The 16,001-nt window shown below is 65.6% G+C and carries 14 protein-coding genes; all 14 read right to left on the minus strand.

Going from position 1 to position 16,001, the window contains the following annotated elements:
* Positions 1-7 precede the first annotated feature (7 nt).
* The 14 genes from IM543_10340 to IM543_10405 all read right to left on the minus strand — a co-directional run bounded on the left by IM543_10340 (position 8) and on the right by IM543_10405 (position 15,913).
* A complete protein-coding gene (locus IM543_10340) occupies positions 8-598 on the minus strand; it encodes a sugar transferase (protein ID QOY96182.1) in 591 nt (196 codons plus the stop codon).
* A complete protein-coding gene (locus tag IM543_10345; GenBank protein QOY96183.1) occupies positions 595-1,803 on the minus strand; it encodes a DegT/DnrJ/EryC1/StrS family aminotransferase in 1,209 nt (402 codons plus the stop codon). The genes IM543_10340 and IM543_10345 overlap by 4 nt, the downstream gene beginning before the upstream one ends.
* The gene (locus IM543_10350; protein ID QOY96184.1) at positions 1,796-3,055 is read right to left on the minus strand and encodes a glycosyltransferase family 4 protein; all 1,260 of its coding nucleotides are present in this window, start codon (positions 3,053-3,055) and stop codon (positions 1,796-1,798) included. Before IM543_10350 ends, IM543_10345 begins: the two co-directional genes overlap by 8 nt.
* Positions 3,056-3,068: 13 nt before the next feature.
* Entirely contained in the window at positions 3,069-3,854 is a 786-nt protein-coding gene (locus tag IM543_10355) for a hypothetical protein (protein ID QOY96185.1), read from the minus strand.
* A complete protein-coding gene (locus IM543_10360) occupies positions 3,851-4,537 on the minus strand; it encodes a hypothetical protein (GenBank protein QOY96186.1) in 687 nt (228 codons plus the stop codon). The genes IM543_10355 and IM543_10360 overlap by 4 nt, the downstream gene beginning before the upstream one ends.
* An 86-nt stretch (positions 4,538-4,623) precedes the next feature.
* Positions 4,624-5,796 (minus strand): glycosyltransferase, encoded by a 1,173-nt coding sequence (locus tag IM543_10365; protein ID QOY96187.1) that lies wholly within the window; start codon positions 5,794-5,796, stop codon positions 4,624-4,626.
* The gene (locus tag IM543_10370) at positions 5,702-6,973 is read right to left on the minus strand and encodes a hypothetical protein (protein ID QOY96188.1); all 1,272 of its coding nucleotides are present in this window, start codon (positions 6,971-6,973) and stop codon (positions 5,702-5,704) included. The genes IM543_10365 and IM543_10370 overlap by 95 nt, the downstream gene beginning before the upstream one ends.
* On the minus strand, positions 6,970-8,223 hold the full coding sequence (locus IM543_10375) for an oligosaccharide flippase family protein (protein QOY96619.1): 1,254 nt from the start codon (positions 8,221-8,223) through the stop codon (positions 6,970-6,972). Before IM543_10375 ends, IM543_10370 begins: the two co-directional genes overlap by 4 nt.
* A gap of 16 nt (positions 8,224-8,239) precedes the next feature.
* Positions 8,240-9,370 carry a DegT/DnrJ/EryC1/StrS family aminotransferase gene (locus tag IM543_10380; protein QOY96189.1) on the minus strand — a complete coding sequence of 377 codons (1,131 nt, stop codon included), beginning with the start codon at positions 9,368-9,370 and terminating at the stop codon, positions 8,240-8,242.
* Between the two features lie 11 nt (positions 9,371-9,381).
* Complete coding sequence (locus tag IM543_10385) at positions 9,382-9,999, minus strand: N-acetyltransferase (GenBank protein ID QOY96190.1); 618 nt, start codon at positions 9,997-9,999, stop codon at positions 9,382-9,384.
* A gap of 2 nt (positions 10,000-10,001) precedes the next feature.
* A complete protein-coding gene (locus IM543_10390) occupies positions 10,002-11,063 on the minus strand; it encodes a Gfo/Idh/MocA family oxidoreductase (protein QOY96191.1) in 1,062 nt (353 codons plus the stop codon).
* 91 nt (positions 11,064-11,154) lie between these two features.
* Positions 11,155-12,483 (minus strand): nucleotide sugar dehydrogenase, encoded by a 1,329-nt coding sequence (locus tag IM543_10395; protein ID QOY96192.1) that lies wholly within the window; start codon positions 12,481-12,483, stop codon positions 11,155-11,157.
* 49 nt (positions 12,484-12,532) lie between these two features.
* Positions 12,533-14,443, minus strand: a complete 1,911-nt coding sequence (locus IM543_10400; protein QOY96193.1) for a polysaccharide biosynthesis protein — start codon at positions 14,441-14,443, stop codon at positions 12,533-12,535.
* 513 nt (positions 14,444-14,956) lie between these two features.
* Positions 14,957-15,913, minus strand: coding sequence for a DUF1460 domain-containing protein (locus IM543_10405; protein QOY96194.1), 957 nt, complete (start codon positions 15,911-15,913; stop codon positions 14,957-14,959).
* Between the last annotated feature and the right edge of the window lie 88 nt (positions 15,914-16,001).

Consider the following 16,001-nt stretch of genomic DNA (forward strand, 5'->3'; position numbering starts at 1 on the left):
CCGTCCGTCAACGCACGATGGCGGCGAGCGTGTGCGCCAGGATCCGTACGTCGCCCCAGAAACTACGTTCTTTCACATAGCGCACGTAGTAATCGAGCTTGACCGGCAGCACGGCTTCCACGTAAGCACGCTCGGGATCGGCAGCGCGTGCCAGGATCGCGTTCTCGTCCTTGTAGCGGATCGCAGCCCAGTCGGTAATGCCGGGCGCGACCGACAGCACCACGCGCCGCTGTTCTGGCGGATAGCAGTCGACATAGCGCGGAACCTCGGGGCGCGGCCCTACCAGGCTCATGCAACCTTGGACGACGTTCCACAACTGGGGCAGCTCGTCGAGCTTGTAATGGCGCAGGAAGCGGCCGGCGTGGGTGACGCGCGGGTCGGCGCCGACCGTCAGCTGCGGGCCGTCCAGTGTGCGCTGCTGCATCGTGCGGAACTTGTAGATCGTGAACAAGCGGCCGCCGCGTCCGACCCGCTGTTGGCGGTACAGCACCGGGCCAGGCGAATCGAGCCTGATCCAGAACGCGATCACGAGCAGGATGGGCGCCAGCAGGACCAGGCCCGCCGTCGCACCCAGCAGGTCGAAGACGCGCTTGCTCATGACAGCAACTCGTGCAGTGCCGCGATCACGCGGTCCTGGTCGGCATCGAGCATGCGGGTATATAGCGGCAAGGTGAGCATCGTCGCGTAGCTGGCTTCGGCGACCGGGAAGGCGTCCGGATTCAAGCCGCAGCTCTCGCGCCAGTAGGGCTGGCGATGCAAGGGGATGAAGTGCACGCTGGTGCCGATGCCGCGTTCCGCCAGCGCGTTGATCAACTCGTCGCGGCCGATCGGTGCCCCGTCCTGCAGGCGCACCACGTACAGGTGCCAGGCGTGGGTGCTGCCGAAAGCGGGATGTGCCGGCAGCTGTAGCGGCAGCCCGGCCAGGCCTTCGTCATAGCGCTGTGCCATCCAGGCACGGCGCTGCTGGAAGCGGTCGATCTTGCGCAGTTGTTCGATGCCGATGGCGGCGGCGATGTCGGTGAGGTTGTACTTGAAGCCGGCGGCGATGACTTCGTAGAACCAGGCCGGGACGCGCGAGGTATAGCGGTCGAAGGCATCCCGGCTGATGCCATGCAGGCGCATGCAACGCATCCGGTCGCCCAGCTCGGCGTTGCGCGTGACGATCATGCCGCCTTCGCCGGTGGTCATGGTCTTGTTCGCGTAAAAGCTGAACACGGTGATGTCGCTGCCGAGCGTGCCAACGAGCTTGCCATCGAGCCGGGTGGGAAAGGCGTGCGCCGCGTCTTCGATGACGCGCAGGCCATGGCGCCTGGCCAGCGCCAGGATGGCGTCCATGTCGCAAGCCAGTCCGGCGTAGTGTACCGGCATCACGGCGCGGGTACGCGGCGTGATGGCCGCAGCCACGGCCGACGGCGAGATGTTCAGGGTCGTGGGATCGATATCGACGAAGACCGGCCGGGCGCCGAGATAGCGCACGACTTCGGCGGTGGCGGTGAAGGTCATGGTGGGAACGATCACTTCGTCGCCGGGGCCGATGCCCAGGCATTCGAGCGCCAGGTGCAGGCCCGCGGTGGCGGAATTGACCGAGATCGCTTCCACGTCGTCGCCCAGGTAGGCGCGGAATTCCTGTTCGAAGCGGCGCGTCGTCGGTCCGGTGGTCACCCAGCCGGATCGCAGGCAAACCTCGACGGCGCGGATTTCCTCGTCGCCGATGTCGGGCAGCGCAAAGGGCAGGAAGGTCCGTGGAATGTTGTCCAGCGGGTCAGTGTTCAACTGGGCGCTGGCCTGTGCCTGTTCAGCCATGGGAAGCCTCGTGTGCGAAAGTGGTCAGGAATCGTTGTCCAAGGACGGGATAGGTAAGGTTGGATAGTGCATAGGCGCGTCCGCGCTCGCCCAGCGCGCGGCGCTCGCTCCTGGACATGGCCAGCAGCGCTTCCAGCCCGCGCGCGATGGCCGCGGGATCTTCGGGCGCCACGGTCAGGCCGCAACCCGCTTCCAGCACCGGGTCATTGCCTGCCTCCACCGCATGCAGGACCGGGCAGCCTCCCATCATGTAGTCGAGCAGCTTGTTCGGCGAGATGCCGAAGCGGTACAGCGGCTGGCGTTGCCAGCCCAGGTAGGCAATGTCGAGCCGGGCCATCAGGGCCGGGATCTGCGCCTTCGGGATGGGCGGCGCGAAATACACCTGCGCCTGGCCGCGATCGAGGCCGAGCGCGCGCGCGCGCCGCTCCAGGCGGGCCTTTTCGGGACCGTCCCCCACCAGCAGGAAGGCCAGCGGCCTGCCTTTCATGAGCCTGGCGGCGTCGAGCAGCGTGTCGAGCGCATTGGACAGGCCGTGACTGCCGGCATACCCGACCACGGCAAGGCCCTGGGCACGCAGGCCGGCGAGCAGGGCGTCAAGGGCTTCGGGCAATGTCGGCGGCGCTACCAGCCACTCCGCGGGATCGGTGCCGTTCGGGATCAGGTGAAGCTTGTGCGGCGCCATCCCGCGCGCTTCCAGGTGCTCGCGCACCTTGGGCAGGATCGACACGATGGTATCGGCATGGCGGCAGGCATAGTCTTCGGCAGCCTGCAGCAGCCGGATGAACGGGTGGTGGCGTGAAAAGCCACCCAGTTCCATGGGCGACAGCGGCCACAGGTCGTGTACCTCGTGCAGCAGGCGGGCTCCGGCCAGGCGCGCGATCCGGTGCGCCGGCCAGATGTCGAGCGGATAGGTGCTGGACGCGATCACCACCTGCGGCGCCACTTCGCGCACCAGCGTACGCGCTTCGCGGAACAGGCGCAGCACGAAGGCCGCCATGTTGCGTACCCGCGCCAGTCCGTTACCCCGGTAGGCAGGCGTGGCAAACCAGGTGTACTCGATGCCGTCGATGGTCTCGTCGCGCCGCGACAGGCCGCCCATGTCGGGCGCCCGGGCGCGCACGTGCGCCTGGCTGGCCGCGACGATCCGCACCCGGTGCCCGAGTCGTACCCACTCGCGTGCGAGGTAATAGGGCCGGTATTCCATGCCGTGGTGGACGGAGCCGGCGTAGTGGTTGATCAGGAGGATGTTCATGATGATCGGCGCCTCAGGCGCGCCATGCGACTTCTTCGACCAGGCGCCGCACGTTGCAGCGCGTGCTCTCGACCCAGTTGGTTTCCCATTGCACCGGATGGGTCAGCAGGCAGATGTGTCGGTAGGTGCCGAGCGCGTCGAAGGGGGAGAGCGGGTAGTAGTAGACCGGGTACTTGCGGTCGCTGATGTAGATGTCGAAGCAGCGCAGCAGCTCCGCATCGTAGGATTCGCATTCGATGCCGCAGCGCCGGCGCAGCGCATCGTCGCGCAGCAGTTCGTGATTGATCACCTTCAGGCGGCGGTTGGCGAAGTCGCCGTGGCTGGCCACCGTCGTGAGCGGCAATCCGAGGCCTTCGACGATCCGGCCGACGTTGCGGGCAAACAGCTCGCGGATTTCGGGAAACCGCCGGCGCACGGCGTCGGCACTGCGCAGTCGCTGGCGCTTGGCGAAATCGGCGACTTCTTCGTAGTGGTAGCTGGCTTCGCTGCCGGCGGCTTCGATCTCGCGCATGAAGCCGAAGTCCAGTGTACAAAGGCGGAAGTAATAGCTTGCACGTACGCCGTGGCGCGACTCGATGGCGAACATCTTCTTGGCCGTGCGCAGGTCGCTGTCGATGTCGTGCCGGTGCACGAAGGTCTTGTCGGGCGGTGGCCCACCGCCATGGACCTGCCGAAAGAAATCGCGCACCGACAGCTGGGCGTAGCCGGCCGCGGCCACCTCGCGCACCAGGGCTTCATATTCGCCGAGCCGGCTTGGCATCAGGTAGTCGGCATAGACACGGTTGAGCATGGCGTTCATTGCAGCGTGTAGCTGGCGCGATAGGGGCGAAAGCCCAGAATGGTCTTGAAGTTCCGAAGCCCGGGCTGGGCCCCGAAAAAGGTGTCGTACATGACGTAGCGGACCTTGCCGGCGTCGATGAGTTGGCAGACCGCCTCGCTCAGGAGCAGGTGCATGATGCCGTCGTTATTGCGGATTCCCATCATTTGGGAAAACGAGGCGAAATTCCCGTAAATGCCCAGGGTGGCATAAGCGACGAGCTTGCCTTCTGGATTCAGGACACCCCAATAGCGGAAATGCTCCTGCTTGTCGAAGCGTTCCTGCTTCTCCAGATATTTCTGGTCGATCTTTCGGCCCTGGCGGACATCGAGGCTGGTGTGGATGCCGTGAATATCGTCGACGTAATCGTTGCGGTCGATGTCGCGCACGACGTAACCGCGACTGCGCGCCCGCTTGGCGTGATAAGCGCCCTGATTTTTGCCTTTGATATGTTCCAGATAGGCTTCGCGGTCCGGAAATTCCGCCAGGTCGATCAGGGCGGCCCCAATCGATTTATGGCGAATGATCTTGAACCGGGGATGCGGTTTCGTGTAAATGCGATAGGTTGCCTTGATATCGACCGGATCGATCCGCTGTGAAAAATTCAGCTGCGCCCGCGGCAATTTGATCACTTCGAGAAACGTATTGTAGTGTTGCAAGAACATGGCTGATCTCATATTTCTTTGATAACTAGACAATACGGCGGATGGCACCGATACCATTTGAAGTAACGTAAATCTGGCCATCGAACTCAATCGATTGAGTGGAGCGAACGTGCAAAGTGCCGTTTTCCGAACACGGTATTGCTGTTTGGACGAGCCGCCAGTACATCGGCATAAAACGCAATCAGCTTGTCGGCCTCGTGTTCCCAGTTGTAGCGCTCGCGGACGGCGCGACGGCCGTTGGCCCCCATCTCGCGTGCCTGGTGCGGATGGGCGGCGAGGTGGTCGATGGCCGCGGCAATCGCCGCCGGGTCGCGCGGGTCGACGCACAGGCCGCAACGGCTGCCTTCGACAATGTCGCGCCAGAGCGGAAAATCCGAGGCGATCACGGGAATGCCTGCAGCCATGTATTCGAACATCTTGACCGGCAACGCTTCGCGATAGCTGGCGGTTGGCTGCAGGGTCACGAGTCCGGCAAAAGCACGCGTCATCACGCCGGCAACCCCGGCGCGGTCGAGGTGGCCGAGCGCGTCGACGCGGCGCCAGCCGGGCTGGCGCCTGACCTCGGCTTCCAGGTCCGCCTCGGCGAAGCTGCCCGCCAGCGCCAGCCGTGCGGGCGTGCGCAGCAGTGCGCAGGCCTTGACCAGTTCGCGCACCCCCCGGATCGCCGAGATGCTGCCGACGTAGCAGAAACTGTCTCGCGGCTGTGCCGCGGGAGGCGCGGCCGCGAATTCTTCGGCGCGCGGATAATTGTTGACGTCCACAGTCAGCGGATTGTGCTCGGACAGCCGGCTGCGGATCAGTGGCGTCGCCGCCAGCACGCCGTCGAAGCGGCCCAGGGCGGCACGCTCGAAGCGTCGGTAGGCGCGCGACAGCAGGCGGGCGCTGCGCGGCGACAGGTAGGGCTTGTCGAGCAGCTGGGAGGGGACGTCTTCGTGGGCGTCGAACACCACCTTGCGCCCGGCAAAGGCTAGCCTCAGCCCCACGGGAATCAGTTCGGGGTCGTGCAGTTGGTACACGTCGGCATCGAGCGCCAGGGCCGCCCGACCAACCCGGCGGGTGCCGTGCAGCATGCGCTGGCGCCGGCCGGATGGAAGGCCGACGTCGACGATCCGGACGCCGTCGTGGCAGCCATCGCCGAGGCCGTCCGCCACCACCAGGGCCACGTCATGCCCGTGGCTGGCGAGGCTGCGGCACTGCTTCACGAAAATCCGTGTGTCGAATCGCGGATGTGCCGAGCTCAGGTGCACTATGCGGGCCATGTTTCCTCTCGTACGAATAACGCGCGCAGGCGCCGAGGGTGGCGCTGAGCAGCATGTCGGTAAAGTAGTGGGACGTCAGCAGCAGCAGGATGGTGACGCAGGCGAAGGCGAACGCGCACATGAACAGGCCGCGGGCGCGTGCCGCGAAATACTCGTGGAAGAACATCGGCGTGATCGGCAGCACCGCCAGCGCCGCCAGATAGGCCATGCCGAACAGGCCGAGGTCGACCCAGGCAGAGAGCACGTTGTGCGAGTAATAGCCGGGTTTGTAGCTGGCATAGTCTCCGAACAATGGATGGGCGACCACGGTCTGCCAGGCATGCACGGTCAGCTGGTGGCGCTTGTTGGCCGAGGTCGAATGCGACAGGTCGAGCAGTTCGAGGATGCGGTTGGAGGGAAGCGCCGCCAGGATCTGGTCGAAATACATGGCCACCAGCGCGGCCAGCATGGCGGCTGCCAGCAGAAAATATAGCTTGTGGCGGGAATAGTAGAACTCGATCAGCGGGATCGCGAACAGCAGCGCCGCAAACTCGCTGCGTGCGGTATTCACGAACAGGGTGGCAGCGCCCAGCGCGTGCACGAGCACGCGCAGCGGCAGGCTGCGGGTAAAGCTGACGACCGCCAGGTAGGTGAACAGATAGGAGCGCGAGAAACCCTGGTAGGTGGCAAGTGCGTCGGCGTCCTTGGCGATGCCCAGGGCGCCCAGATAGAACACGCCGTCGACGGAATTCGAAAACGCGATGGTGGACATCGCAGCCAGGCTGAGCAGGCCGACGACGCGGAAGCGGCGGCTCTCGAAATCGATGAAGCTGAACAGGATGAAAACCAGCACCATGAACAGCACGCCGAGAATATGGTGGCCCACGATCACGCGATTGGCGCCGGCCGCGCCGTTGACCACGACCACGGTCAGGAAATAGGCAAAGAACAGGCCGTAATGGAGATCGACCATCGTCAGCCGGCGCGGGTCGCGCCGGACGCGCGACAGGTAGATCAGGCCCATCGGGCCCGCGAAGGCCAATGCCACTGGTGCGAAATAGCCGCCCAGGAATGCACCGGTCATGCCGGTGCCGAGCAGCGTGTGGTAGAAGAAGAAGCCGGGAAAGAGCATGAAGAAGCAGCCGATCAGCACCAGCTGGTCGCGCCGCTCCCATCCCGCTTCGCGCCGGGTTTTCATGCGGCCGCCAATACCGTGCGCGAGCATTGCCAGGACATGTGCAGGTATACCAGGTAGAGGCAGCAATACCCGATCACGTACCACAGCACGTTCTGGACGACGCTGCCCGGCGCCAGGAAAGCCGCGAGCGTCATCGCGAACAGCGCGACCTGCCACCAGAGATCGGCCTGCTGGCGCCCGGCAACGAAGAACACGTAGCTGAGCGGGCTGGCAATGAAATTCATCAGGAACAGCGGCGCCATCAGCTGTGCGAGTTCGCCGGCGGCGCACCAGCGCTCGCCGAACACCAGGGCGAACAGCTGTGGCGCGAACAGCAGCAGGACCAGGGCCGGGCCGGTGCCGAGCAGCGCCAGGGCCTTGAAGGTGTGGCGGTAGGTGCGGCTGCAGTTGCCGTGCTCCTTGAATTCGCGTACGGATTCGCGCTTGAACACTTCCAGTACGGATGCGGCGATCAGTGATACCGGGGCCGACAGCACGCGTTGGGTGAGCGCGAACAGGCCGGCCGCCAGTGCGCCGTGGCGCATGCCGATCAGAAACAGCGGCAATTGGCTGACGGCCCCGTTGAGCAGGTTCGAGGGCAGGGAATAGCGCCAGAATTTCTGGTGGCGGACCAGGTGCGCGCGCTGCTCGGCATCGAGCCGCCAGCCGATCGGGGCACGGGGCGGGTGCAGCAGCAAGCGTGCGGTGACGAAGCCGGTGGTTGTTCCGATCAGGTGGCCCAGCACGAGGCCGACCCCGCCCAGTCCGGCGTACAGCAGGGCCAACTGGGAGGCAACGATGATGGCGGCCGTAGTGACCTTGGCGCGCGCCGCCTTGCCGAAGGCGTTGTGCGAGGTGGCGAAGGCCAGCGTGGTTTGCATGCAGCCGGTGAGCCAGGTGCCGAGGCCGAGGGTGAACAGGGCGGTCCAGGACAGCCTGGCGGCGGCGTCGACCCCGGCCAGCCGGGCGCCCGCGGCCAGCAGCGTCAGCGCGAGCGCGGTGACGGTGGCGCTGTAGAACACGACGCGGAAGCAGGCGCGCTGGCGCTCGGGTTCGTGGTCGAGGATCATCGCCGCTTCCATGCGCAGGGTGGCGCCGATCGCCGCGATCGCGACGATGCCGAGCCAGACGCTGTAGGCACCCAGTTCGCCCGGGCTGCACATCCGCGTCAGCAGCGGGGCGGCGAGCAGCGGCAGCGCCTGGGCGCCCACGGCGCCGCCGAGCACCGTGGCCACGTTGCGCCAGTATGGCGCCACCGGCATGGAGCGCAAGCTCATGCTGCCGGCCTCAGGCTGCCTTGTCGCCGGCCAGCCCCGGGACCTGGAGCGCCTGGACCAGCGCCTGTGCCACGCGATGCGCGCTGGGACGGTCCAGGTAGGGGCCCATCGGCAGGCTGAGCACCTCGTGTGCCAGGCTGGCGGCCACCGGACAGCCTCCCGGGCTGGCCCACTGGGCATAGGCGGGTTGCTGGTCGATCGGGACCGGGTAATGGACGGCGGTCGGAATGCCGGCCGCCCGCAGGGCTTCCTGCAGCCGCTCGCGCTGGGGGACCCGGACCGTGTACTGGGCGTAGACGCTGGTGCGATCCGGGCGGCAGCCGATCGGCTCCAGGACCTCACCCAGCGCGCCGCCGAGCAGGTCGTCGTAGCAGGCGGCGGCGCGCTGGCGCTGCTCGACCTCCCATTCGAAGCGATCGAGCTTGGCCAGTACGACCGCGCACTGCAGGGTGTCCATGCGGCCGCCGACCCCGATGCGGGTGTGCACGTAGCGGCGCGACTGGCCGTGCACGCGGATTTCGCGCATGGCGCCGGCCAGGGCCTCATCGCTGGTGAACAACGCGCCGCCGTCGCCGTAGCAGCCGAGCGGCTTGCTGGGGAAAAAGCTGGTGCAGCCGATGGTCGACAGGTTGCAGCTCTTGCGGCCACGGTAGGTGGCGCCGAAACTCTGGGCGGCGTCTTCGATCACGGCCAGGCCATGGCGCTCCGCGACGGCGTTGATCTCGTCCATGTCGGATGGCTGCCCGTACAGGGACACCGGAATGATGGCGCGTGTGCGCGGCGTGATGCGCGCCTCGACCAGGCGATGGTCGAGGTTGCAGGTGCCGGCCTCGACGTCGACGAAGACCGGCGTGGCGCCCAGCAGCACGATCGCCTCGGCGGTGGCGATGAAAGAGAAGGGCGTGGTGATGACTTCGTCGCCCGGCTTGATGCCGAGCGCCATCAGCGCAATCACCAGCGCTTCGGTGCCGGACGACACCGTGATGCAATGGCGGGCACCGGTATAGGCGGCCAGCCTGCCTTCGAGTTCGGCCACTTCGGGGCCCATGATGTACTGGCCGTGGTCGAGGACGGCCTGGATGCGGGCGTTGATCAGGTCACGGGAAGCGAGGTACTGCGATTTGAGGTCGATGAAATCCATGGGGATCCTCGTCAGGGTTGGGAGGCGGCGCGCTCGAGGCGGCAGGCGCCATCGTGCAGCACATACAAATCGCCGGTATGGGGGCAGCGCGCTTCTCCTTCGGTCTTGCCCGGATGGGCCGGGGCGCCGGGCAAGGGAAGGTCGAGGCGCTCGCCGAAGCGGCTGATCCAGCCGATCTGGCGCGCCGGCACGCCGGCGACCAGGGCGAAGGCGGGGACGTCGCGGTTGACCACCGCACCGGCGGCCACAAAGGCGTATTCGCCGACCGTGACGCCGCAGACGATGGTGGCATTGGCGCCGATGGTGGCGCCGCGCCGCACCAGCGTGCGCCGGTACTCGTGCTTGCGGGTCACCGCCGCGCGCGGGTTGTAGACATTGGTAAACACCATGCTCGGGCCGCAGAACACTTCGTCTTCGAGGGTCACCGCGTCGTAGATCGAGACATTGTTCTGGACCTTTACCTGGTTGCCCAGCACGACATCGTTGCCCACATAGACGTTCTGGCCCAGCGAGCAGTCGTTGCCGATGCGGGCGCCGGCGCAGACGTGGGCGAAGTGCCATACGCGGGTGCCGTCGCCGAGGGCGGCGCCCTGGTCGACGATGGCGCTGGAATGGATGACGATGGCCATGTTCAGTACTCCAGCGGCAGAGCGATGCGCTTGCCGTCGCGTGCCGAGCGGTAGGCGGCGACCAGTACTTCGAGCGACTTCAGGCCTTCGCGCCCGTCGGTTTCCGGTTCGGCTTCGCCGCGCAGCACCTTGATGACGTTGTCGTAGTAAAGCGGGTGGCCGAAACCGTAGACCGAGGTGGTCTGGTAACTGGCTTCCTTGATGCGCTCGTCGTCCTGGTCCGGCGTGGCGAATTCCCACTGCTGGACTTCGTTGACGGCGACCCCGCCGATACGGGCGGTACCGTGCTCGCCGAGAATGGTGATCGAGCCTTCCATGTTGCGCGGGTAGGTCAGCATGGTGACGTTCATCGACCCCAGCGCGCCGTTGCGCCAGCGCAGGCTGATGACGCCGGTATCTTCGACTTCGATGTCGCGCGCCAGGGTGGCGGTGTAGGCCTGCAGGCTTTCCACCGGTCCCACGATCCAGTCGATCAGGTCGACATAGTGGCTGGCCTGGTTCATGAAGGCGCCGCCGTCGAACTCCCAGGTGCCGCGCCACTTGGCGCTGTTGTAGTACTCATCAGGACGGGTCCAGAACACGTTCAGGTTGACCATGTAGATGCGCCCGAAACGCTTCTTTTCGACCGCGCTCTTGAGCAGCTGCAAGGTGGCGTTGCGGCGGTTTTGCTTGACCACGAACATGCGTACTCCGGCGGCGTCGGCCGCCGCCACCATGGCCTTGCCGTCTTCCCAACGGGTGGCCATCGGTTTTTCGGTGATCACGTGGCGCCCGGCGCGCGCCACCTGGATCGCCTGCTGCGGATGCAGTCCCGACGGCGTGCAGAGCACGAAGGCGTCGGCATCGCATTCGGCCAGCATGCGATCGAGGCTGCGCCAGGTGCGTGCTCCGGTGGCGCCGGCGGCGGCGTCGAGCGCGCGCGGGTCGATATCGCAGACCCCGACCAGCTCGCAGCGGTCGTGGTGCTCGCGGATGGCATTCATGTGGTTTTTTGCAATGCGGCCGCAGCCAACCATGGCGAAGCGGATTTTGCGGTCGAGGATGGCAGGGGGGTAGGAACGCATCGTGTTCTCCGGTGGGTTCGGACTGTTATGGCTTTGCTTGTGGTGACATGGGGCTGCCTGGCGCGTTGACGGCCGTGCTCGCTGTTCGGTCTCAGGCCTTGACGACATTCGGCAGGCGCTCGGCGTAGACGCCACGGGTGTCGATGATGAGGTTGGCGTATTGGCGCACCAGCTCGTAATCGAAGGCGCTATGCGCCGTGGCCAGCAGGACGACGTCGTAGGAGGCGATCACGTTCGGGGTCAGCGGCACGCTGGACAGGTCGAAGCGGTGTTCGCGCATGCGCGGAAACACCGGCACATGCGGGTCGGCGTAGTCGACCGTGGCGCCCTTGCGGCGCAGGATCTCCATCAACGCGACCGAGGGCGACTCGCGCATGTCCTCGACATCTTTCTTGTAGGCAATGCCGAGCACCAGCACGCGGCTGCCCATGATCGAGCGGCCGCGCTCGTTGAGTGCGTCGGCCACCTTGCCGATCACCCAGTGCGGCATGTCGCTGTTGATTTCGCCGGCCAGCTCGATGAAGCGGGTGTGCACGCCGTATTCGCGCGCCTTCCAGGTAAGGTAGAAGGGGTCGATCGGGATGCAGTGGCCGCCCAGGCCGGGCCCGGGGTAGTAGGGCGTGAAGCCGAAGGGCTTGGTGGCGGCCGCGCGGATCACCTCATGGATGTCGATGCCCATCTTGTCGGCGATGATCTTCATCTCGTTGACCAGGCCGATGTTGACCGCGCGGTGGATATTCTCGAGCAGCTTGGTGAGCTCGGCGGCGCGGGTCGAGCTGACCGGCACCACGCGGTCCACCGCCGCCCGGTACAGGGCCAGGCCGGCCTCGAGGCAGGCCGGGGTGGTGCCGCCGCAGACCTTGGGGATGGTGCGGGTCTGGAAGTGCGGATTGCCCGGGTCTTCGCGCTCGGGCGAGAACACCAGGAACAGGTCGCGCCCGACAGTGAAGCCGCGCGATTCCAGCCGCGGACGCAGTTCTTCTTCGGTGGTGCCGGGGTAGGTCGTGCTCTCGAGCGACACCACCTGGCCTTCGCGCACATGGGGCAGCAGGGCGCCGACGGTGCCCAGCACATAGGACAGGTCCGGCTCGCGGAAGGCGTTCAGCGGCGTCGGCACGCAGATGATCAGGGCGTCCGCTTCGCCGGTACGGGTGAAGTCGGCGGTGGCTTCAAAGCCCAGTTCGCGCGCCGAGCCGATCGCTTTCGCATCGATGTGCTTGATGTAGCTCTCCCCGCGGTTCAGGCGCTCGACCTTGTCGGTATCGATGTCGATGCCGAGCACCTTGAAGCCCTGCGCCGCATAGCAGAGCGTCAGCGGCAGGCCGACGTAGCCGAGCCCGACAATGCCGATGACGGCGGTGCGGTCCTGCAGCTTGGCCAGCAGCTGCTCCAGGTGTGGGGAGGTGTTCTCGTCGCGCATGTGTTTCCTCGTCGGTCAGTGGCAGTGAAGATGCGGTGTGAATGCAGGGCTAGATCCGGAACGGCACGAACTTCTTGATCAGGCTCGGGGCCTGGGTATCGGCCACCAGGGGCGGCGCCGCCACCGGCGAGGTCGGGACGTACTCGGCGACGATGGCCTTGACCATCGATTCGATCGTGCCGCGTTCGTGGGTCTCGCAGGCCATCATCAGGCAGGTGATGCAGGTTTCCAGCACGCTCGGGCGCAACGCGCTTTCTTTCATCCGCATGATGCGCGGGTGTTCGCTGGGGAAGACGGTGCCCTCGGTCAGCAGTTCCTCGTGCAGCTTTTCGCCGGGGAACAGACCGACGAACTGGACCTCGATGTCGCCGCGCGGATTCTGCAGGGTGCGTTCGGTCAGTCCCGACATGGCGATCATGGTGCGCGCCAGGTCGACGATCTTGACCGGCTCGCCCATGTCGAGCACGAACACGTCGCCGCCCTTGGCCATGGCGCCGGCCTGGATCACCAGCTGGGCGGCCTCGGCGATCAGCATGAAGTAGCGCGACACCTCGGGGTGGGTGATGGTGAGGGGGCCGCCACGGGCGATCTGGCGCTGGAACAGGGGGATCACCGAACCCGACGAGCCCAGCACATTGCCGAAGCGGACCATGCAGAAGGTCGTGTGGGCGCCGTGCCGCACTGCGGCGGCCTGGAAGATCAGCTCGGCGATCCGCTTGCTGGCGCCCATGATGTTGGTGGGCCGCACCGCCTTGTCGCTGGAGATCAGCACGCAGGTCTCGATCTGGTGGCGGGCGGCGGCGCTGGCCACTACCTGGGCGCCCAGCACGTTGTTGCGCAGGCCCTCGACGATATTGGCCTCGACCAGCGGGACATGCTTGTAGGCGGCGGCATGGTAGATGGTGTTGACCTTGCCCTCGCGCAGGATGCGGTCGACCAGGTCGTTGTTGCAGACCGAGCCCAGGTGGGCGTGGATGGCGAGGCCGGGAAAGCGTGCGGTCAGTTCCTGGCGCACCGTGTAGAGCGCGTACTCGGAGTGGTCGAGCAGGTGCAGTTCGGTCGGCGTCAGGGTGACGATCTGGCGGCACAACTCGCTGCCGATCGATCCCCCGGCGCCGGTGACGAGCACGCTCTTGCCGCGGACGCAGCGGGCGAACAGGTCGAGCCGCGGCGGTACCGGCGGGCGCCCCAGCAGGTCCTCGAACTTGAGCTCGCGGATCGAGTCACGCGCCGGGGGCCGGTCGTCGGCGAGGTCGACCAGGCGGCTCAGCAGCTTGACCGGTACGCCGGCCTGGCCCAGGCGTTGCATGATGTCGCGCAGGCGCTCCGGCGAGACCGAGGGCAGGGCGATCACGATGGTGCGGATGCCCTGGGCGGCGACCAGCTCGGCCAGGCGGGTGGTATTGAACACGCGCAGGCCGGCGATGGTGCGCTCGTTCAGGACCCGCTTGTCGTCGAAGAAGCAGACCGGGCGGTATTCGTCGCTGTGGCGCATCGCCTGGACCAGGCGCGCGCCCGCCTCGCCGGCGCCATACACGGCGACCGCGTCCGAGCGGCTTGCGCGCCTTCCGCCATGGGCGCGCAGCAGGTTGCGCAGGCCGATGCGGGAGATGACGACATAGGAAAACACCACGAACCAGTAAATGGCGAGCGCACTGCGCGGGAAGCGCGGCTCATTCATGATGATTAATACGACATAGACGCACAATATGGCGAAAGCGAGCGCCGCACCGGTAAAACTCAATAAGCGCTGGTCGATAAAGCGGATGACCGCCCGGTATAAATCGGATACCGAAAATGCGGCGATCGTGACCACGGCCACCAGCGCATACGAGGCCGGGCCGAAATTCCTTGCGAGTTGCAAATCGCCGCCGCGCAATATCATCGCGATAAGAAAGCAGACCGGTAATGCCAGCAGGTCGGCCCCTACCATCAGGGCAATTTTGCTGGTGCGGCTCATCGACACCATTCGTACGCAAAGCTGGCCGAACAAATTGGAGCTGAATTTAGACATGGCAATCCGCTGCTGGTTAGGAATGAGTGAGAAAGCCTTGACGGCGAATTCGAGCGCGGTAATGCATAAAAAGATGACTTGGAGGGGCCTGTCGTTATTCGGTAAATGAGGGAAGTAGTTTTGTAAAATTATTATCTGGCGACCACTACTTACGGAGTTTGACCTCACTCAACGGCAGCAAGTGAATCATTTTGAAATGCTTGAAAAATAATTCCAGGAAATGAAATAAGGAAATAAATCGCTTATTTCATTTCCATTGATTATTTAATTGATGAGCGGAACTGATGAGCAGCAACTGATGAGCAGTAGCTGATGAGGAGTTGCCGATGAGGAGTTGCTGATGAGCAGGCCATGGCCCGGCCCCGGCGAAACGCAGGCAACGCGGCGGGAATCGCAGCGCCGCCGGTGCGGCGCCGCGAGAAGGGAGGGGGAGCGCGCGCCGTCCGGCGGCGCGGCAGTTCAGGCGTTCGGGCGACCCGGACGCGGCTGCGGCGCCATCGGCGGAACCGTGATCTGCTCGTTCAGGCGAAGGAATTTGAAACCGGCCAGCACCTGGCCCGGTTTGCCGGCGGCGGCGTTGCGCGCTTCCCGTTCGAGCGCGCGTGCGATGAAGGAGTCGAAGCTCTCCTCGCGCACCTGCGGCGCCTGCGAGTGCAACAGGCGACGTTCGCCGTCCGGCCCCAGTACCACCAGGCCGACGTGCGAGGCCCAGTATTCACCGTTGCGGGTCGAGATCACGTTCACGAAATCGCCTTCCTGCAACCGGCCGGCGATGGCCGCCACCTGTTCCTTCGGTACGTAGGCCTGGCGGCTGCTTTCCACGGGAATGTCGCGGGTGGTGTTGTGGCGGGTGCGCAGGAAGCGGGCGCGGTCGACCGTCATCGCGTACGCGGGCCCGTCCGGGCCGGCCAGCTCTGCGCTGACATCGGTCACCAGCCAGCGGTTGGCCACGTTCCAGTCCATCTCGGTGTAGTGGTTGCGGGTGGCGACGCCGATCACGCCGTCGCGGTAGCGGATCCGTTGCAGCATCCAGAAGAACTCCTCCCAGGATTGCGACAGCGCCATCGCGTAGGTATGTTCCGCGAACACGACGCAGTCGCTTTCTTTCAGGCTGAACAACGGCAGATTGTCGTGTATTTCATACGGAAACTCGCCCAGCAGGTGCAGCGAGTAGGGCTGGCCGAGGTTTTTTCGGCCGATCGCAGCGATGCGCTTGCGCAGGTCGGGCTCGGCGGCGTGGACGTGGGCGATGTAGCGTCCCGCCTCCTCTGGACTCATCTGGTAAATCTGCTTCTGGAGCACGGTGGCGAGCGGGGCTGGCGCAGCGGGGAGCTGGGCATGGCGGGGAGCACTGGCGCAGCCGGCAAGGGCGGCGCCGGCGAACAGCAGGCAGCTGAGGCGGACGGTAGTGGACATGGGCGGCAGGCGGCAACGAGGGGCTGTTGGAGAGGTGACCACGCTACGCGCGCATGCGTGGAAATGGGAATGAAATTTTGTTTACTGG

The organism is Massilia sp. UMI-21, from assembly GCA_015277795.1.
Lineage (GTDB): Bacteria > Pseudomonadota > Gammaproteobacteria > Burkholderiales > Burkholderiaceae_D > Telluria.